Annotated in this window: 18 protein-coding genes; 3 read left to right on the top strand and 15 right to left on the bottom strand. The window is 73.6% G+C overall.

The window, feature by feature from the left end; translation table 11 throughout:
* Nucleotides 1-8: 8 nt before the first annotated feature.
* The 3 genes from J3473_RS04280 to J3473_RS04270 form a co-directional block, all read right to left on the bottom strand.
* Nucleotides 9-569, bottom strand: coding sequence for an amino-acid N-acetyltransferase (locus J3473_RS04280; RefSeq protein WP_207022062.1), 561 nt, complete (start codon nt 567-569; stop codon nt 9-11).
* Nucleotides 570-864: 295 nt separating this feature from the next.
* Nucleotides 865-3,384, bottom strand: coding sequence for an ATP-dependent Clp protease ATP-binding subunit (locus J3473_RS04275; protein ID WP_207022061.1), 2,520 nt, complete (start codon nt 3,382-3,384; stop codon nt 865-867).
* A 681-nt stretch (nt 3,385-4,065) separates the two neighbouring features.
* Entirely contained in the window at nt 4,066-4,683 is a 618-nt protein-coding gene (locus tag J3473_RS04270) for a CGNR zinc finger domain-containing protein (RefSeq protein WP_051749951.1), read from the bottom strand.
* 70 nt (nt 4,684-4,753) lie between these two features.
* Here J3473_RS04270 and J3473_RS04265 point away from each other — a divergent pair, with 70 nt between their 5' ends.
* A complete protein-coding gene (locus J3473_RS04265) occupies nt 4,754-5,323 on the top strand; it encodes a hypothetical protein (protein ID WP_207022059.1) in 570 nt (189 codons plus the stop codon).
* Nucleotides 5,324-5,333: 10 nt separating this feature from the next.
* Here the strand turns inward: J3473_RS04265 and J3473_RS04260 are convergent, their stop codons facing one another.
* Both J3473_RS04260 and J3473_RS04255 read right to left on the bottom strand, forming a co-directional pair.
* Entirely contained in the window at nt 5,334-6,161 is an 828-nt protein-coding gene (locus J3473_RS04260) for an Fpg/Nei family DNA glycosylase (RefSeq protein WP_207022058.1), read from the bottom strand.
* 31 nt (nt 6,162-6,192) lie between these two features.
* On the bottom strand, nt 6,193-6,894 hold the full coding sequence (locus J3473_RS04255) for a DUF305 domain-containing protein (RefSeq protein ID WP_207022057.1): 702 nt from the start codon (nt 6,892-6,894) through the stop codon (nt 6,193-6,195).
* Between the two features lie 183 nt (nt 6,895-7,077).
* On the opposite strand from J3473_RS04255, the gene J3473_RS04250 reads away from it, so the two are divergent.
* Nucleotides 7,078-8,499, top strand: coding sequence for an LVIVD repeat-containing protein (locus tag J3473_RS04250; protein WP_207022056.1), 1,422 nt, complete (start codon nt 7,078-7,080; stop codon nt 8,497-8,499).
* Between the two features lie 94 nt (nt 8,500-8,593).
* On the opposite strand, the gene J3473_RS04245 is transcribed toward J3473_RS04250, so the two are convergent.
* Nucleotides 8,594-9,265, bottom strand: a complete 672-nt coding sequence (locus J3473_RS04245; protein WP_207022055.1) for a DUF305 domain-containing protein — start codon at nt 9,263-9,265, stop codon at nt 8,594-8,596.
* Between the two features lie 156 nt (nt 9,266-9,421).
* Here J3473_RS04245 and J3473_RS04240 point away from each other — a divergent pair, with 156 nt between their 5' ends.
* Nucleotides 9,422-10,279, top strand: coding sequence for an HAD family acid phosphatase (locus J3473_RS04240; RefSeq protein WP_207022054.1), 858 nt, complete (start codon nt 9,422-9,424; stop codon nt 10,277-10,279).
* 78 nt (nt 10,280-10,357) lie between these two features.
* Here the strand turns inward: J3473_RS04240 and J3473_RS04235 are convergent, their stop codons facing one another.
* The 9 genes from J3473_RS04235 to J3473_RS04195 all read right to left on the bottom strand — a co-directional run bounded on the left by J3473_RS04235 (nt 10,358) and on the right by J3473_RS04195 (nt 19,200).
* A complete protein-coding gene (locus tag J3473_RS04235; RefSeq protein ID WP_242525680.1) occupies nt 10,358-11,272 on the bottom strand; it encodes an A/G-specific adenine glycosylase in 915 nt (304 codons plus the stop codon).
* A gap of 1 nt (nt 11,273) precedes the next feature.
* Entirely contained in the window at nt 11,274-12,356 is a 1,083-nt protein-coding gene (gene disA / locus J3473_RS04230) for a DNA integrity scanning diadenylate cyclase DisA (RefSeq protein WP_207022053.1), read from the bottom strand.
* A 143-nt stretch (nt 12,357-12,499) separates the two neighbouring features.
* A complete protein-coding gene (radA, locus tag J3473_RS04225; protein WP_207022052.1) occupies nt 12,500-13,903 on the bottom strand; it encodes a DNA repair protein RadA in 1,404 nt (467 codons plus the stop codon).
* A gap of 214 nt (nt 13,904-14,117) precedes the next feature.
* Complete coding sequence (locus J3473_RS04220) at nt 14,118-15,824, bottom strand: BCCT family transporter (RefSeq protein WP_207022051.1); 1,707 nt, start codon at nt 15,822-15,824, stop codon at nt 14,118-14,120.
* Between the two features lie 369 nt (nt 15,825-16,193).
* Nucleotides 16,194-16,640: a 50S ribosomal protein L9 gene (rplI, locus tag J3473_RS04215; protein ID WP_030526146.1), complete on the bottom strand. Its 447-nt coding sequence runs from the start codon at nt 16,638-16,640 to the stop codon at nt 16,194-16,196.
* Nucleotides 16,641-16,661: 21 nt separating this feature from the next.
* The gene (gene rpsR / locus J3473_RS04210) at nt 16,662-16,898 is read right to left on the bottom strand and encodes a 30S ribosomal protein S18 (RefSeq protein WP_030526145.1); all 237 of its coding nucleotides are present in this window, start codon (nt 16,896-16,898) and stop codon (nt 16,662-16,664) included.
* A 110-nt stretch (nt 16,899-17,008) separates the two neighbouring features.
* The gene (locus J3473_RS04205; protein ID WP_207022050.1) at nt 17,009-17,596 is read right to left on the bottom strand and encodes a single-stranded DNA-binding protein; all 588 of its coding nucleotides are present in this window, start codon (nt 17,594-17,596) and stop codon (nt 17,009-17,011) included.
* 46 nt (nt 17,597-17,642) lie between these two features.
* The gene (rpsF, locus tag J3473_RS04200) at nt 17,643-17,930 is read right to left on the bottom strand and encodes a 30S ribosomal protein S6 (RefSeq protein WP_030526143.1); all 288 of its coding nucleotides are present in this window, start codon (nt 17,928-17,930) and stop codon (nt 17,643-17,645) included.
* A 31-nt stretch (nt 17,931-17,961) separates the two neighbouring features.
* On the bottom strand, nt 17,962-19,200 hold the full coding sequence (locus J3473_RS04195; RefSeq protein WP_207022049.1) for a hypothetical protein: 1,239 nt from the start codon (nt 19,198-19,200) through the stop codon (nt 17,962-17,964).
* Between the last annotated feature and the right edge of the window lie 9 nt (nt 19,201-19,209).

Genomic DNA, 19,209 nt, shown 5'->3' with positions numbered 1-19,209 from the left:
CGACGGGGTCAGAGAACGCGGAGCATCCGGGTGTTGCCGAGCGTGTTCGGCTTGACCCGCTCGAGGTCGAGGAACTCGGCGACGCCCTCGTCGTAGGAGCGCAGGAGCTCGGCGTAGACGGCCGGCTCGACGGCCTGACCCTCGATGGCCTCGAAGCCGTGCCGCGCGAAGAAGGCGGTCTCGAAGGTCAGGCAGAACAGCCGCGACAGGCCGAGCTCGTGAGCCCGCTCGACGAGCCGCGTCATCAGGGCGCTGCCGACCCCGAGCCCGAGGACCGAGCGGTCGACGGCGAGGGTGCGGACCTCCCCGAGGTCCTCCCACAGGACGTGCAGGGCCCCGCAGCCGACGACCTGCGGCGGCGTCCCGTCGGCGCCGTCGGTCTCGGCGACGACGAAGTCCGCCACCGACTCGTAGTAGGCGACGGCCTCCTTCTGCAGCAGCACCCGGGCCTCGGCGAGCGGGGCGACGAGCGAGCGGATGGCGCGGACGTCGGCGGTGCGGGCGGGCCGGACGCGCACGCCGGTGCGGGACGTGGCGACGGCGTCGGGCGCGGCGTCGGAGGAGGCCATCCCGGCAGCGTAGCCGCGGCTCGCCGGCGGGTGGCGGCGGTGTCCGGACAGGGGCGCGGCCCGCCACCGCAGGGGTGGTGGCGGGCCGCTGCAAGGGCCCCGGAGGTCCTTGCTGCGTTCAAGTCTGCACAATCCGTCCATCCAGTGGGGTAAAGACCGGGTAAGGATTTCGCGGCGCGAACCCCGTTTTCGACGGAATCCGTGGGTCCGGCGGCGGCGTGGCCGGACGCTCAATGTCCCCCGGACACACCGAGGGCGCCCGACCATGTGGTCGGGCGCCCTCGGGGAGGCTCGGTCAGCCCTCGGCGGCCTCGGCCGCGACGACCGGGAGCTCGATGCCCCGGCTGTGCGCCGTGCCCTGGAAGGTGAACGTGTCGTCCTTGGTCTCGCCGGTCGCGTCGACCGCGACGATCTCGCCGGACTTCAGCTCGTTGAAGAGGATCTTCTCCGAGAGGATGTCCTCGATCTCGCGCTGGATCGTGCGACGCAGCGGACGCGCACCGAGCACCGGGTCGTAGCCCTTGGTGGCGAGGAGGTTCTTCGCCGCCGGGGTGAGCTCGATGCCCATGTCCTTGTCCTTGAGCCGCTTGTCCAGCTTGGCGATCTCGAGGTCGACGATCTGGACGATCTCGGCCTGCGAGAGCTGCGGGAAGACGATCGTGTCGTCGACGCGGTTGAGGAACTCGGGACGGAAGTGCTGCTTGAGCTCGTCCTGGACCTTGGCCTTCATCCGCTCGTAGTCCGAGCGGGTGTCGGGCCCGGCGGAGAAGCCGAGCGTGCCCTTGGAGATGTCCCGGGTGCCGAGGTTGGTCGTCATGATGATGACCGTGTTCTTGAAGTCGACCATCCGACCCTGGGAGTCGGTGAGGCGGCCGTCCTCGAGCACCTGCAGGAGGCTGTTGAAGATCTCCGGGTGGGCCTTCTCGACCTCGTCGAAGAGGACGACGGAGAACGGCTTGCGGCGCACCTTCTCGGTGAGCTGGCCGCCCTCCTCGTACCCGACGTAGCCGGGGGGCGAGCCGAAGAGGCGCGAGACGGTGTGCTTCTCGCTGTACTCCGACATGTCGAGCTGGATGAGGCTGTCCTCGTCGCCGAAGAGGAACTCCGCGAGCGTCTTGGCCAGCTCGGTCTTCCCGACGCCGGTCGGGCCGGCGAAGATGAACGAGCCGCCGGGGCGACGCGGGTCCTTGAGGCCGGCCCGCGTGCGGCGGATGGCCTGCGAGAGCGACTTGATGGCCTCGTCCATGCCGACGACGCGCTTGTGCAGCTCGTCCTCCATGTGGAGCAGGCGGCTGGACTCCTCCTCGGTCAGCTTGAAGACCGGGATGCCCGTCGACGCGGCGAGGACCTCGGCGATGAGCTCCTCGTCGACCTCGGCGATGACGTCCATGTCGCCGGACTTCCACTCGGCCTCGCGCCGCGCCTTCTCGTTGCGCAGGTTCTTCTCGTCGTCGCGCAGGCGCGCGGCCTTCTCGAAGTCCTGGCCGTCGATGGCCGACTCCTTCTCGCGCACGACCGCGGCGATCTTCTCGTCGAACTCGCGCAGGTCCGGCGGTGCGGTCATCCGGCGGATGCGCAAGCGCGCGCCCGCCTCGTCGATGAGGTCGATCGCCTTGTCCGGGAGGAAGCGGTCGTTGACGTAACGGTCGGCCATGTTCGCCGCCGCGACGAGCGCGCCGTCGGTGATGGACACCCGGTGGTGCGCCTCGTACCGGTCGCGCAGGCCCTTGAGGATCTCGATGGCGTGCGCGAGGGTCGGCTCGGCGACCTGGATCGGCTGGAAGCGGCGCTCGAGGGCCGCGTCCTTCTCGATGTGCTTGCGGTACTCGTCGAGCGTCGTCGCCCCGATGACCTGCAGCTCGCCGCGGGCCAGCATCGGCTTGAGGATGGAGGCCGCGTCGATGGCGCCCTCGGCCGCCCCGGCCCCGACGAGGGTGTGGATCTCGTCGATGAACAGGACGATGTCGCCGCGGGTGCGGATCTCCTTGAGGACCTTCTTCAGCCGCTCCTCGAAGTCACCGCGGTAGCGGCTGCCGGCGACGAGCGCGCCGAGGTCGAGCGTGTAGAGCTGCTTGTCCTTGAGCGTCTCGGGCACCTCGCCCTTGACGATGTCCTGCGCGAGGCCCTCGACGACCGCGGTCTTGCCGACGCCGGGCTCACCGATGAGCACCGGGTTGTTCTTGGTGCGGCGGGAGAGCACCTGCATGACCCGCTCGATCTCCTTCTCGCGCCCGATGACCGGGTCGAGCTTGCCCTCGCGCGCGGCCTGCGTGAGGTTGCGGCCGAACTGGTCGAGGACGAGGGAGCCCGCGGGGGTGCCCTCGGCGGGACCGCCCTGGGTGCCGCCGGCGCCCGGGGCCGCGCCCTCCTTGCCACCCTGGTAGCCCGAGATGAGCTGGATGACCTGCTGGCGCACGCGCGAGAGGTCGGCGCCGAGCTTGACGAGCACCTGGGCCGCGACGCCCTCGCCCTCACGGATGAGGCCGAGGAGGATGTGCTCGGTGCCGATGTAGTTGTGGCCGAGCTGGAGCGCCTCGCGCAGGCTCAGCTCGAGGACCTTCTTCGCGCGCGGCGTGAACGGGATGTGACCGGTCGGGGCCTGCTGGCCCTGGCCGATGATCTCCTGCACCTGCTCGCGCACCGCCTCGAGGCTGATGCCGAGGCTCTCCAGGGCCTTGCTCGCGACACCCTCACCCTCGTGGATGAGGCCGAGGAGGATGTGCTCGGTCCCGATGTAGTTGTGGTTGAGACCGCGCGCCTCCTCCTGGGCGAGCACGACGACGCGCCGGGCGCGGTCGGTGAACCGTTCGAACATGGTGCTTCTCCTGACGTCGAGTCCCCTCGATGCTAGTCGCGCTGCCTGTCGGTGGCGCCCCCGTTCCTCACGGAGGGGGGTGCGCGTCTACGAGGTGGTCAACGTCGTGAGCACGCAGGCCTGTTCCGCGTTCGCCCACGGCGTAGCGCCGGCCGGCCTCGGCGGCCGCCGTCCCACCCGCCCCACGCGCCTCCACATTTCGGGGTCACCCCGAAATGTCCACCGGGCGGGGCTTCGGAGCCGGGGTCTCGCGGACGAACCGGGGTCTCGACCCGGCCGGGGTGGTCCCGCCCTGCCGGGGTGCCAGGACGCACCGTCCGGGCGAGGTGACGGCGGCGAGGGGACATCGGTGCGGCCGGGCGAGGTCAGGGCGGCATGACGAGGTGGGGGCGACCCCGTCCCGCCGGGGTGGCCCCGCCGTGCCGGGGTGCCAGGATGCACCGTCCGGGCGAGGTCAGGGCGGCGAGGCGACATCGGGGTGGCGAGGCGACATCGGGGCGGCGAGCGGCAGCCGGGCACGCCGGCGTCGTCGGTCACCCCGGCCTCCTGCCGACCCCACGGTCCCCACGCGTATCGGGTGACCCGATACGGCCGCGCTGTACCCCGGAACCGTTCCTGGGTGAAGCGCAGGGGTATCGGGTCACCCGATACGCGTGTGACTCGTGAGGGGGCTGGGCGGGGTCAGCGGCGGGAGCGTGTGCGCTCGGCGTGCGCGCGGACCTTGGCCCGGTTGCCGCACCAGGCCATCGAGCACCACCGGCGCCGGCCGGAGGTGTCGAGGAAGACCCACCCGCACCCCAGCCCGGGGCACGCCCGCACCCGCGCCACCTCCGGCCGGGTCACGAGGTCGGCGGCCACCCAGGCGAACGCGTCGGAGGGGCGGTCGAGGTCGTCCGGCGAGATGCCCTGCACCCGCCAGCGCGCCGGGTGGCCGGGGACGAGCTGAACCCCGGTGGCCGCCGACCGGGTCGCGACCGTGAGCGCCCCGACCGCCTCGCCGTCGCTCGGGTCGAGCGCGGCGTCGCGGATGACGGCCCGGACGGTGCAGGCCCGCTCGAGCGCCGCCGCGGCGGCCTCGGGCTGGCGGTGGGCGGCGCGCCGCAGCCGCTGGACGTCTCCCACCGGCAGCAGGTCGAGCTCCCCCGCGAGCACCGCGAGGTGGTCGTAGGTCTCGAGGTAGTCGCTCGCGTGCGTGCCGTCCCACCCGGAGAAGGTGTTGACGAGCTCGAGCGCCGGGTGGCCCGCCACCGGTCGGGGCAGCACGAGGCCGTCGACCTCCACCCAGTGCTGCTCAGCCACCCGCAGAGCGTATCCGTGGGCTACGGTCGAACCTAACCGCTCACAGCGCATTACCGGTTAGGAGACCGTCATGACGACCACCGCCACCCGCACCACCACCCGCCGCACCCTGGCCGCCCTCGGCGTCGCGACCCTCCTCGGAGCCGGCCTCGCCGCGCCGGCCGCGAGCGCGCACCCCGGCCCGGGCCACCACGACGGGTCGCCGTGGACCCCGTACCGCACCGAGGAGGTCGTCGTCCCGGCCGCACGCTCGACCTGCGGCTTCGACACGCGCATCACGCCGCTGCGCGACGAGGAGGAGTACCGGACGACCTCGACCTGGCCCGACGGGACGCCCCGCACACAGCTGTTCCGGGGCGCGCTGGTCGAGCGCTACACGAACCTCGCCACCGGTGCCTCGGTCGTGCGCGACCTCAGCGCGACCGCCGTCTTCGCCTACCGCCCCGACGGCTCCCCGGAGTCGCTGACCTCGCTCCACGGCGCGTTCGGCACGACGATGCCGCCCGGCAGCCGCCCGGACACCGGCCTCTACGTCCTCGGCGGCCGCGGAACCCGCGTCGTCTTCGAGGCCGACGGCACCCGCACCTTCACCCTCGGCCGGCACGGCACGGCCGAGGACGTCTGCGAGGCCATCGACTGACCCCGCCCGCTCAGCGACGTCGCTGGCAGCGGCCGCACCAGAAGAGGTTGCGCCCGGCGACGACCTGGGTGCGGATGCGCGAGCCGCACCGCGGGCACTCCTCGCCGGCCCGCTTGTAGACCTGCGAGGTGCGCTCGGTCAGGTGCGGCCGCTCACCGCGCCCGAGCGCCGCCTCGACCTCGAGCACCTGCTCCTCCACCGTGACGATGCGCCCGGTCGCGACCCCGAGCGGCATGAGGCGCACGAGGTCGTCCCACACCAGCCGCCACGACGCCGGCTTCATCGCCCGCCCCTCGGTGAACGGCGAGAGGCGGTGGCGCCAGAGCACCTCCGAGCGGTACACGTTGCCGACCCCGGCGAGCACCGCCTGGTCCATGAGCAGCTCGCCGACGCTCCGGCTCGAGCGCTGGATGCGCCGCCACGCGCGGTCGGGGTCGGCGTCGGGGCGCAGCGGGTCGGGGCCGAGCCGGTCGAGCACCGCCGCGACCTCGTCCGGGGTGACGACCGCGCAGAGGTTCGGGCCGCGCAGGTCCGCCACGTGCTCGGGTGTGGCGAGGCGCATCCGCACCGCGCCGACCGGCGCGACCTCGGCCGTCCAGTCGCGCCCGTCGACCCGGAAGGTGCCGATGAGGCCGAGGTGCACGTGCACCCAGCGCTCGCCCTCGAACTCGAGGAAGAGGTGCTTGCCGCGCGAGGTCGCCGCGAGCAGCTCGCGCCCCGTCACCTGCGCGGCGCCCTCCTCGAAGCGCCCCTGCGGGCTCGTGACCTCGGGGCGGGTGCCCGCGAAGGCCGCGTGGAGGTCGCGGGCGAGCGCGAACAGCGTGTGTCCCTCGGGCATGGGCCCATCCTGCCCCGGCCCGTCGACCGGCTCAGCCCAGGCGGGCGAGCATCCCCGTCATCTGCTCGACCTGCTTGGCCTGCGTGACGTTGATGTCGGCCGCCAGCTCCTCGACGCGGGGGTCGCCCGCCGAGCGCGCGTGCTGCCCGACCATCTCGAGCGCGCCCTCGTGGTGGCGGACCATCAGCCGCAGGAACAGGCGGTCGGCCTCGGCGCCGCGGGCGGCCCCGAGCGCGGCGAGGTCGGCCTCGGACGCCATCCCCGGCATGCCGCGGTGCGCGGAGTGGTCCTGGATGCGCGGGTTCTCGGCCTGCGGGGGGACGTCCTGCCCGCGCTGGCGCAGCCAGGCCGCCATCGCGTCGATCTCGGGCTCCTGCTCGTCGCGGATGCGCGAGGCGATGCTCGCGACCTGGCGGTCGGAGAGGGCCGCCGACGCGGTGTCGACGAGGACGATGGCCTGCGCGTGGTGGACGACCATGTCCTGCAGGAACCGGGTGTCCGCCGGGGTCGCGCTCGTCGTGACGACCGGCGTCGCGGCCGGGCCGGTGAGCGTGGCGTTCGGCTCGCCGGGCTTCCCGGGCTGCAGGACCGGGACGTCGCCGGGGGACGCGGTGACCGCCGGCGTCGCGTCGCCGCCGCTGCAGCCGGTGAGCAGCACCGCCGCGAGGAGGGCCGGGGCGGCCGCGGCGCGCAGCACCGCACGACGCGCGCTCGGGGCGTGGGGGCTCGGCATCGCGCCACTGTAGGCGCGGACCGCGGACGTCACCAGTTGGCGGAGAGAACCCCCGACCTGTCATTTTTTGACCCGGACTTTGCCCCCTACCTCCCGGTAGCCCGCCATCGTGGGCCGTTCCACACCGCCAGGGGTGCGCACGGAGGGAACGTGTCGGGCACCCCACGACGAGGGAGACACCACATGGGAGCACGACGACGCCTCGGCGTCATCGCCGCGGGAGGGGTGCTGGCCCTCACCGGGGGCGTCGGCGCGGCCGCCGCGGGCGACGGGGTCGGGCTGGGAGGCCTGGACCTGCAGCCCGAGCAGATCGGGTACTCGAAGAACATCGAGCACCTCGCCAACGTCCCGCACACCGGGCCGTTCACCGGTCAGTTCGGCACCGACATGGCCTTCCAGGGCGACCGGGCCTACGTCGGGAACTACCAGGGCTTCATCATCTACGACATCTCGAACCCGAGGAAGCCGCGGACGCTCGCCCAGGTCAACTGCCCCGGGTCGCAGAACGACGTGTCGGTCTCGGGCGACCTGCTCTACCTCTCGACCGACAGCTCGCGCAGCGACTCCTCGTGCAGCTCGGTCGCGCAGTCGGCGACCGTCAAGTCCTCGTGGGAGGGCATCAAGGTCTTCGACGTCAGCAACCCGCGCGCCCCGAAGTACGTCGCGGCCGTCGAGACCGCGTGCGGCTCGCACACCAACACCCTCGTGCCGGGCAAGGACGCCGACTACGTCTACGTCTCGAGCTACTCGCCCCGCGCGGAGTACCCGGACTGCCAGCCGCCGCACGACGCGATCTCCATCGTCAAGGTCCCGAAGAAGAAGCCGGCCTCGGCGGCCGTCATCGCCGCGCCGAACCTCTTCCCCGACGGTGGCAACCCGGGTGGCACCAACCCCGCGGGCAACTCGTACTCGGCGACGACCGGGTGCCACGACATCACGGCCTACCCCGCGAAGAAGATCGCGGCCGGGGCGTGCATGGGCGACGGCATCATCATGGACATCAAGAACCCCGAGAGGCCGAAGGTCATCGAGCGGGTCACCGACACCGAGAACTTCGCGTTCTGGCACTCGGCGACGTTCAACCAGGCCGGTACCAAGGTCGTCTTCACCGACGAGCTCGGCGGCGGCGGCGCGGCGACCTGCAACGACGAGGTCGGCCCGACCCGCGGCGCGAACGCGATCTACACGCTCTCGAAGAAGAACCGGCTGACGTTCGCCTCGTACTACAAGATCCCGCGCAACCAGTACGACACCGAGAACTGCGTCGCGCACAACGGCTCCATCGTGCCGGTCAACGGGCGCGACGTCATGGTGCAGTCCTGGTACCAGGGCGGGGTCTCGCTGTGGGACTTCACCGACGCGAAGAACCCGCGTGAGCTCGGATGGTTCGAGCGCGGCCCGCTGGAGCCGGCGAACACCGGCGGCACGTGGTCGGCGTACTACTACAACGGGTACGTCTACAGCTCCGACATCCAGAAGGGCTTCGACGTGCTCGAGCTCAAGGACAAGAACCTCAAGCAGGCCGCGAAGGTCCGCCTGAAGGAGCTCAACCCGCAGTCCCAGCCGGTGTACTCCGGCAAGGGCGGCGGGCACCACCACCACTGACGCCCGTCGCACGGCAGCGACGGCCCGTCCCCATCCCGGGGGCGGGCCGTCGTCGTCGTGGTCGGCCCGACCCGGTGACAGTGAGGCCCGGGGGTCAGTCGGTGAGCGTGACGAACAGGTCGTCGATGCGCCGCAGCTGCTCCTGCCGCGTCTGGCGGATGCCGGCGAGGAGGGCCTCGAGCTCGGCGTCGGCGGAGGCCGGTCGGCCCTCCAGCAGCGCGAGGGCCTTCTCGTGGTGGGTCATGAGCAGCCCGAGGAGCAGGCGGTCGGCATCCGACCCGCGGGCGGCCGCGAGGTGCTCCAGCTGCGTGCCGGAGACGAGCGCGGCAGCGGCCCCGGCCCCCTCGTGGGCGACGCGGCGCGGGTCCTCGACCTCGGGCGGGACCTCCTCGCCGCGCGCCCGCAGCCACCGCGCGGTGTCGTCGAGCTCGCGCAGCCGCTCGGCGCGGACCTCCTCGGCGAACTCGGCCACGGCGGGGCGGTCGAACGCGCGGACGGTGTCGACGAGGACGACCGCCTGGGCCTGCTGGGCGACGAGCGAGCGGGCGAGGGCGGAGTCCTGCGGGCTCGCCGTCGTCGGCCGCCCGGCGTCGGCGCCGTCGGTCGTCCCGTCCGCCACGCCTTCGGGCACGGCCGCGGGCGCCGGGGCCGACAGGGCCCCCGACGTGCGCTCAGCGCCACCGGAGGAGCAGCCCCCGAGCAGCACCACGGCCACGACGAGACCCGTCAGCAGCCGACCGGGACGGGCCGTGGGGGCGGGAAGCACCCGGACACCCTACGCATCCTCCCCGGGCGCCACCCCCGGGAGGGGTGGTCTGAGAGGGGCCTGAGCACCGCTCGCCGATGCGCCGTCACGCGGCCCCCGTCGGACCGGGGACGGGTCTAGCGTCCCGGCGTCCGGTCACCACCGAGAGGACCTCCCATGCCGAACCGATCGCTCTCCCGCCGCGGCCTCGCCGCCACCGCCGTCGTCTGCTCCGCCCTCGTCGGGGGTGGCGTCGCGTACGCCGCCACGACGCCCGAGCCCGCCATCAAGACCTTCACCCCGCGCTCGGCCGACCAGGTGACGAACATCGACGTCCTGCGCCAGCAGATCCGCAACTACTACGGCGACCCGCTGGGCACGGGGACCTTCGGGCCGGACTCGAACTACGTGCGCGAGGCCACGTCGGTGGCCCGCGACGCCGGCCGCTGGCTCTCCGCGCGTGGCCACGAGCGCGGCGAGGACCGCCACCACCACCGCGGGCAGAAGGCGATCGTCCTCGACGTCGACGACACGACGCTCACGACCTGGAACTACGAGGTCGCGAGCAACTGGGCCTACAACCCGACGACGAACGGCGAGTACGTCACGGGCCAGCGCTTCCCGGCGACCCCGGGCATGGTCGACCTCGTGAAGAAGGCGAAGCGCGAGGGGTACGCCGTCTTCTTCCTCACCGGGCGCCCCTCGTCGCAGGAGGCCGCCACGCTCGGCAACCTCACGTCCGACGGTGTCGGCGTCGACGCCGGCTACCCCGCGCCGACGACCCTGCGCAACGGCGAGGACGGCCTCTTCACCAAGCCCGACGTGTCGGCCTACCCCGGCTACCTGCAGAAGGCCTGCACCGCCGACCCCGGTGGCAAGTGCACGACGATCCACTACAAGTCGGCGACCCGTGCGCACATCGAGTTGCTCGGGTACGACATCGTCGCCAACCTCGGCGACCAGTACAGCGACCTCAAGGGCGGGTACGCCGACCGCACCTTCAAGGTGCCGAACCCGAACTACTACCTGCCCTGATGCTCCGGCGGCCGGGGGTGTGAGGGCCCCCGGTCGCCGGCGGTCGGGCCCGCGTGCGCCGACGTGCCGCGGATCCGCTCAGGCCGGCAGCCGGTAGCCGCCGGCGCCGTCCGGCTCGACGAGGCCGTCCTCGACGAGCGAGGCGAGGCAGCGGTCGACCTGCCCGAGCGCGCCGGGGTCGGTCCGGGCGAGGCGCTCGAGCACCGTCGCCTCGAGGACCTCGCGGCCGACGGGGTCCGCGCTCTCGCGCAGCACCTGGACGAGGGCGCCGCGCACCTGCCGGTCGGTGCCCTCCCACGCCTGCCCGCGCCGGGGCGGCCCGTCGTCGGGCGGGCTGCCGGCGGCGACCCAGGCGCAGACGTCCTCGAGCGGGCACCGGCCGCACTCCGGCCCGCGGGCGCGGCAGACGAGCGCGCCGAGCTCCATGACGGCGACGTTCCAGCGGGCCGAGGTCGCGGCGTCGTCGGGCACGAGCGAGGCGGCCAGCCGGGTCTCGGCCGCCGTGAGCGAGGGCGAGGCCATCGCCCGTCCCTCGACGGCGCGGGCGAGGACCCGCCGCACGTTGGTGTCGACGACGACCGCGCGCCGGCCGAAGCCGAAGGCCGCGACGGCCGCCGCGGTGTACGCCCCGACCCCCGGCAGCGCCCGCAGCGCCTCCTCGTCGGCGGGCAGCTCCCCGCCGTGCCGCTCGACGACGGCCACCGCCGCGTCGCGCAGCCGCAGCGCGCGCCGCGGGTAGCCGAGGCGCCCCCAGGCCCGGACGACGTCGCCGGGGCTCGCCGCGGCCAGCGCCGCCGGGGTGGGCCAGCGCTCCATCCACGTCCGCCACACCGGCTCGACGCGCGCGACGGGTGTCTGCTGCGCCATCACCTCCGAGACGTGCACGCCCCACGGCGTCGTCGACGGGTCGCGCCAGGCGAGCGGGCGGGCGTGCTCGTCGAACCAGGCGAGCACGTGGCGGTGGAGGACCTCGCGGTCCGGCGCCGGGGCCACGTCAGACGTAGCGCTCGAGGATGCTCGTCTCGGCGAGGCGCGAGAGGCCCTCGCGGACCAGGCGCGCCCGGCCCTCGCCGACGCCGTCGACGTCCATGAGGTCGTCGATGTTCGCCGCGAGCAGCTTCTGGAGGGAGCCGAAGTGGACGACGAGCCGGTCGACGATCGCGCCCGGCAGGCGCGGCACCTTCGAGAGGAGCCGGTGCCCGAGAGGGCTGACCGAGGAGTCGAGTGCGTCGCCGACGACGGTGAAGCCCATCGCCTTGGCCCCGCCGGAGGGGTCGAGCAGCTCGGTGGAGTCGATCGCCGTGAGGTTCGCGACGGCCTCCTCGAGCGTGAACCCGGCCTTGGCCTCGTGGAGGTAGTCGCGGATGACGAGCCCGAGGTCGTCGGACAGGCCCCCGGTCAGCTCCTCGAGCTGCAGGCTGAGCAGGCGGCCGTCGGTGCCGAGCTGGACGACGTACTCGGCGATCTCGTCCTTGATCCGCCGGACCATCTCGAGGCGCTGGAGGACGTTGGCGACGTCACGGACCGTCACGAGGTCCTCGATCTCGAGCGCCGACAGCGTGCCGGTGACCTCGTCGAGGCGCGACTTGTAGCGCTCGAGGGTCTGCAGTGCCTGGTTGGCCCGGGACAGGATGGCGCTGGAGTCCTCGAGGACGATGCGCCGGCCGGCGATGTAGAGCTGGATGATCCGCATCGACTGGCTGACCGAGACGACGGGGAAGCCGGTCTGCTTGGCGACGCGCTCGGCGGTGCGGTGCCGCGTGCCCGACTCGCTCGTCTCGATGCCGGCGTCGGGCAGCAGCTGGGTCGCCGCGTGGAGGATGCGGGTGACGTCACGGTCGACGACGACGGCGCCGTCCATCTTCGCGAGCTCGCGCAGGCGCGTCGCGGAGAACTCGATGTCGAGGGGGAAGCCACCGGTCGCGATCTGCTCGACGATGCGGTCGTGGCCGAGGACGATGAGCGCGCCGGTGCGGCCGCGCAGGATGCGCTCGAGGCCGTCCCGGAGCTCGGTGCCGGGCGCGACGGCGCCGAGGGTGACGCGCAGCAGCTCGTCGTCGGTCGGTGACCCGGCCATCCGTGCTCCTCCTGCTGCGTCCGTGGGCGTGCGTCTCGTGGGGCCCGTGGGCGGGATCCCGCTGGATCCTATCGGCCGGGCGGTCACGGCACGGTCTCGATCTGCGGGAGCTCGCAGCGGACCGTCCCGCCGGGGCGCCGGGCTCAGGGCACGGGGACGTCGTGCAGCGCCCGCCCGACGGCCTCGGCGACCGTCCCGACCTCGAGCACCGACAACCCCTCGGGCACCGGCCCGGCCCCGAGGACCCCGCTCGGGACGACGGCCCGGGTGAAGCCGAGCCGCGCGGCCTCGGCGAGGCGGCGGTGCGCGCCGGTGACCGGCCGCACCTCGCCCGCGAGCCCGACCTCGCCGAACGCGACGGTGCCGGGCGGGAGCGGCCGGTCGGTGATGGCGCCGGCGAGCGCCAAGGTGATCGCGAGGTCGGCGGCCGGCTCGGTGAGCCGCACCCCGCCGACCGTCGAGAGGTAGGCGTCGCTGCCGCCGATCGGGGCCTGGGCCCGCTTGTCGAGGACGGCGAGCACCATGTTGACGCGGGCGGCGTCGAGCCCGCTCGTCGCGCGGCGCGGCGTGGCGAGCGAGGACTGGGTGACGAGGGCCTGCACCTCGGTGACGAGGGGGCGGCGTCCCTCGAGGGTGACGGTGACGCAGGTGCCCGGCACGGCGGCGGTGCGCCCGGAGAGGAAGAGGCCGCTCGGGTCGGCGAGGCCGACGATGCCGACGTCGGAGAGGTCGAAGCAGCCGACCTCGTCCGTCGGGCCGTACCGGTTCTTGACCGCCCGGACCAGCCGCAGCCGCGAGTGCCTGTCGCCCTCGAACTGCACGACGACGTCGACGAGGTGCTCCAGGACGCGGGGGCCGGCGATCGAGCCGTCCTTGGTCACGTGCCCGACGAGCAGCACGGCGATGCCCCGCGCCTTCGCCGCCTGGATGAGGGAGGCCGCGACCTCGCGCACCTGCGCGACGTTGCCGGCCGACCCCTCGACCTCCCCGCTGGAGATGGTCTGCACCGAGTCGACGACGAGGAGCTCGGGCTGTACCTGCTCGACCTGGCCGAGGACCGTCGCGAGGTCGGTCTCGCTCGCGAGGTAGAGCGTGCGGGCCATCGCCTCGATGCGCTCGGCGCGGGCGCGCACCTGCGCGGCCGACTCCTCGCCGCTGACGTAGAGGACCGTGCGGTCACCGTGCTCGGCGGAGCGGGCGGCGCGCCCGGCGACGTCGAGCAGCAGCGTGGACTTGCCGATGCCGGGCTCACCCGCGACGAGGACGACGGCGCCGGGCACGAGACCGCCACCGAGGACCCGGTCGAACTCGGGCACCCCGGTCGGGCGGGCGACCGCGTGGCTGACGTCGACCTCGCCGATGGGGGTTGCAGGGCGCGCGACGGTGCTCGCGGCGGTCGTGCGGACGGTGACGGCGCCGACCTCGGCGACGCTCCCCCACGCCTGGCACTCGCCGCAGCGGCCGACCCACTTGGCGGTCTGCCAGCCGCACTCGGAGCAGCGGAAGGCGCCGGCGCCCTTCGCGCGTCGTGTCGTCGTCCCGGCCATGGCGCCCAACCTACGGCCCGCCCCCGACACCGCCCCGCACCCCGCCCGTCGGCACACCAGCACCCCCGGGTCCGGGCTCTTCTCCCGGCGACCTGCGCGGGTCCGCGTGCGGTCGCACGCGCAGGAGCGCATCTCGCGGGGAGAAGGGGCCGGGATGCGCGAGGGCCCCGGACCGCACGTGCGGTCCGGGGCCCTCGGGGCGAGCCGGGTGCGGCTACTCGCGCGTCGGGACGCTGCGCGTCTCGGACGGGTCGGGCGTCGCCGCCGGGACCGTGGCGCGCAGCCCGTCCGTCGTGCCGTTGCCGTACGCCTTCTCGCGCAGGTCCGGCGTGCGGGCGATCTGGCCGGCGATCTCGTCGGCGAGCAGGCGGCGCTCGGCCCGCTCGGTGCGCCCGTGCTCGGCGAGCAGCGCCCGCGTGATCGACATGACCATCCCGATCATCACGAGGCTGAACGGCAGCGCGAGGAGGATGGCGGCCGTCTGCAGCGCGGTCAGCCCGCTGTCGCCGCCGGCGACGAGCAGCGCGATCGCGACCGCGCCCTCGAGCACGGCCCAGAGCACGCGGCTCCAGGTGGGCGGCTCGGGGTCGCCACCGCTGGCGAGCATGTCGACGACGAACGAGCCCGAGTCCGAGCTCGTGACGAAGAAGACGACGACGAGGACGATGGCGACGATGCTGAGCAGCGAGGACCACGGCAGGCCGCCGAGCATCTGGAAGAGCGCCGCGTCGGTGTCGACGGCGCCGTCGGGGCCGACGAGGCCGCCCTGGCCGAAGATCTCGCGGTGGATGCCCGAGCCGCCGAAGATGGCGAACCAGGCGAAGGTGACGACCGTCGGCACGAGCAGCACGCCCGTGACGAACTCGCGCACCGTGCGGCCGCGCGAGATGCGCGCGATGAAGACACCGACGAACGGGGCCCAGCTCATCCACCAGCCCCAGTAGAACGTCGTCCAGCCCGAGAGCCACGACGTGCCGTCGTCACCCTGGAACGAGAGCGTCCGGAAGGAGAGGGTGAAGAAGTTCGTCAGGTAGCTGCCGACCGAGGAGACGAAGTCGCCGAGGAGGAAGACGGTCGGGCCGAGGACGAGGACGAGGAGCATGAGTGCGCCCGCGAGCCCCATGTTGAGGTTCGAGAGGTACTTGATGCCCTTGTCGAGGCCGGTGACGACCGAGGTCGTGGCCATCGCGGTGATGGCGACGACGAGCGCGACGAGCAGGCCGGTCGTCACCTCGCCGACGACCCCGAGGTAGGCCAGGCCGGCACCGACCTGCTTGACGCCGAAGCCCAGCGAGGTCGCGACGCCGAAGAGCGTGCCGACGACGGCGATAACGTCGATGGCGTCCCCGAGGCCGCCCTGCACGCGCTTGCCGAGCAGCGGCTCGAGCGCCCAGCGGATGGAGACCGGGCGGCCCTTGCGGTGGATCGCGTAGGCCATCGCGAGGCCGACGACGACGTAGATGGCCCAGGCGTGCAGGCCCCAGTGCAGGTAGGTCGCGTCGGTGGCGGCGCGGGCCCGCTCGGCGGCGGTCTCACCGGTGCCGGGCGGGGGCGAGGCGAAGTGGTTGAGCGGCTCGGCGACGCCCCAGAAGACGAGGCCGATGCCCATCCCGGCCGCGAAGAGCATCGCGAACCAGGCGGTCAGCGAGAACTCGGGCGCCTCGTCGTCCTTGCCGAGGACGACACGGCCCATCGGGGAGACGGCGATCCAGACCGAGAAGAGGACGAAGCCGCTGACGACGAGGATGTAGTACCACCCGAGGTCGCCGACGACGGTGTTGTTGAGCGTCGAGAAGAGCTCACCCATCTGCTCGGGCAGCGCGAGGGCGAGGACGACGAAGGTCGCGATGATGGCCAGGGCGGGCCAGAAGACGCGCGGGGCGGTGATGCGGCGGTCCGAGCGCGGTGGCTCGGGGGGCATGGCGGCTGGTGCGTCGGGTAGGGGTCGTTCGGGTGCGGACACGGTCTTGCTCCTCCGGGGACGGCGGTCTGGGGCACGGTCGGCGATCGACGCTAACGGCGCCCGGGGGCGCCTGGCCAATGCCTCGCGCCGTCGCGCGGCTGCGGACGCGCGCTCGCCGCGCGGGCTCCGGTGTCCCGGAGCGCGGTTGGGCCGGAGGTCACGATCCGGTCTCGGGCCCCCCCGGGACCCCGTCGAGTGAGCAGGACACGCCGTCTGCACACCGGCCCGGACGGCGTGTTCTGTTCGCTCGACGGGTGGGTGGGGATGCACGAGGGCCCCGGACCGCTGGTGCGGTCCGGGGCCCTGCGTGCTCGCGAGGTGTCGGCGTCAGCCGGCGACGACCTCGAGGGAGACGGTCGCCTGGACCTCCGGGTGGAGGCGGACGAGCGCGGTGTGCGTGCCGGTCGTCTTGATCGGGGTCGGGACCTCGATGCGGCGACGGTCGAGCGACGGACCGCCGGCGGCCTGGACGGCCTCGGCGATGTCGGCGGTGGAGACGGCGCCGAAGAGGCGGCCCCCGGTGCCGGCGTGCGCGGTGACGGTGACGGCGTTGGCCTCGAGGTTGCCCTTGATGGACTTCGCCTCCTCGAGGGACTTCACCTCGCGGGTCGCGCGACCCTTGGCGATCGAGTCGACCTGCTTCTGGCCGCCCTTGGTCCACGCGGTCGCGAGACCACGCTTGAAGAGGAAGTTGCGGGCGTACCCGTCCTTGACGTCGACGACGTCACCGGCGGTACCGAGGCCGGTGACCTCGTGGGTGAGGATGACCTTCATCTGTCTGGCTCCTTCGGCGGGTCAGCGGGACGAGCTCGAGTACGGCAGGAGCGCCATCTCGCGCGCGTTCTTCACCGCGTTGGCGATGAGGCGCTGCTCCTGGACGGAGACGCCGGTCACGCGCCGGGCGCGGATCTTGCCGCGGTCGGAGATGAACTTGCGCAGGAGCGCGACGTCCTTGTAGTCGATGTTCTCGACCTTCGCCGCCTTGAGCGGGTTGGCCTTCTTCTTCGGCTTGCGAATGGCGGGCTTGGCCATCGTGGTGCTCTCCTTCTGCCGGCCGGAGCCGGCGGATGAGCCCCGGTCACCCGGGGATGGTGTCTGTCTGTGTCGTGTCGACCGTCAGCGGGCGGGGTGCCCGGCGTCGGTCAGAAGGGGGGCTCGTCGTAGCTCGGGGCCTGACCCCAGCCGCCGCCCTGCTGGCCACCCTGCGCGGGCTGCTGCTGCTGCGGGGCCTGCTGGCCACCGCCCCAGCCGCCGCCCTGCTGGCCGCCGCCACCCTGCTGGGGGGCGGAGCCACCGGTGGCCCACGGGTCGTTCTGCTGGAAGCCACCGCCACCGCCGCCGCCGAAACCGCCGCCACCCTGGCCGCGCTCGGCCTTGGTGACCTTCGCGGAGGCGTACCGCAGCGAGGGGCCGACCTCGTCGACCTCGAGCTCCATGACGGTGCGCTTCTCGCCCTCCTTCGTCTCGTAGGAGCGCGACTTCAGCCGGCCCGAGACGATGACGCGCGTGCCGCGGTGAAGCGACTCGGCCACGTTCTCGGCCGCGTCACGCCAGATCGAGCAGCGCATGAAGAGGGTCTCGCCGTCCTTCCACTCGTTCGACTGGCGGTCGAACGCGCGGGGGGTCGACGCGACGGTGAAGTTGGCGACCGCGGCACCCGAGGGGGTGAAGCGGAGCTCGGGGTCGGCGGTGAGGTTGCCGATGATCGTGATGACGGTGTCGCCTGCCATGACGGGCGTCCCTTCGGGGGTTGGTCGTGGGCTGGTGACGGAGTGCTCAGGCGCCGGGGCGCAGGAGCTTCGTCCGCATGACCGTCTCGTTGAGGCCGAGCTGGCGGTCCAGCTCCTTGGCCGTCGCCGGCTCGGACGTGAAGTTGACGACGGCGTAGATGCCCTCGGCCTTCTTCTTGATCTCGTAGGCCAGGCGGCGCCGGCCCCAGACGTCGACGGTGTCGATCGAGCCACCATCGGTGGTCACGACCTTGAGGAGCTTCTCCAGCGACGGCTGGATGGTCCGGTCGTCGAGCTCCGGGTCGAGGATGACCATGAGTTCGTACTGACGCATGTGCTAACCCGCCTCCTTCGGTCTCAGGCGGTCACGGTCTTTCCGTGACAGGAGGGTATGCGGTGTCGCCCACAGCCCCCCGTGGTTCGTCCACAGGGTGCCCGGCGGGCAACCGCTCCAGCCTACCGGCAGCGCGGCCGGGCTCCCAATCCGTGCGGGAGGAGGGGTCCGGCGCCCCCGTCCCCCAGGTGGCGCGGGCCCACACGACCCAACCCAGACGACCGAGCGCGAGGAGCCGCAGCGCGAGCGCCGTGGCGTACCAGCCGGCGGGCAGGCCGTGCGCGGGGTCGGTGGCGGCGGCCAGCCACGCGAGGAGCGCCACCGCGTGCACGACCTCCGCGCCGGCCCAGAGCAGCTGGTCGCGCCACGGCACGCCCGCGAGCGCGAGGAAGGGCACGAGCCACAGCGCGGCGCCCACCGGCAGCGCCGGCGCGGTGACGAGGGCGACGACGAGCGCGAGCACGACGACGTCGGCCACCGGGGGGCGGGCCCGGTGCCGCAGCAGCAGCCCGGCGAGGACGGAGGCGAGCAGCATCCCGAGGACGGCGAGCCCCGCGACGGCCGCCCCGGGGAGGGGCCGCCCGACGAGGGAGGGGAGGAACCAGGGCGAGCCGGGCCCGGCCCCGCCGGTCCACCACGCGGCGACCGGGCGCCCGAGCAGGCCGGGGTCGAGGGCGGCGGCCGGGCCGGCGACGAGCACGACGGCCGCGCCGGCTCCGGTGAGCAGGCGGCGCACGTCGGCGCCCCGGGCGAGCAGGGCGAGCGCGAGGAGCGGGGCGAGCCCGGACGGACCGCCGAGCACGGCGAGCCCCGCCAGCGTCCCGGCCACGGCCACGCGTCCGCGGCTGCCCGCCCAGACCGCGAGCACCGCGCACGTGACGGGCACGAGGTCGGTCGAGGTGAGGACGGCGAGCCCGAGGACCGGCGAGAGCGCGAGCGGCAGCGGGTCGGCCAGCGGGTGGCGGCGCGTGGTCCCGACGAGGACGACGACCGCGGCGAGCAGCAGCGCCGCCGCGACCGTCCACAGGACCAGCACCCAGCGGTGCTCGGGCATCCCCGTCCCCGGCGCGGCGGTGCGCAGGAACCCGACGGCGAGGCGCTGCAGCAGCGGCAGGTCGGGCGTCCCGGTGCCGGCGAGCAGCGGCGAGGCGCACTGGCCCCACAGCGCGGTCCGTCCGTCCCACCCGGTGGTGGCGCAGGCCGCCTGGCGCAGCGCGGCGAGCCCGACCGGCAGCGCGAGGAGCGCGACGACCGGTGCCAGCGCGGCCACCCCCCGCGC

The sequence above is a fragment of the Phycicoccus sp. DTK01 genome, assembly GCF_017312765.1.
In the GTDB taxonomy this organism is placed as follows: domain Bacteria; phylum Actinomycetota; class Actinomycetes; order Actinomycetales; family Dermatophilaceae; genus Phycicoccus; species Phycicoccus jejuensis.
Note: the sequence above shows the minus strand (reverse complement) of the source record. Positions and strands in the feature narration are given on the sequence as shown.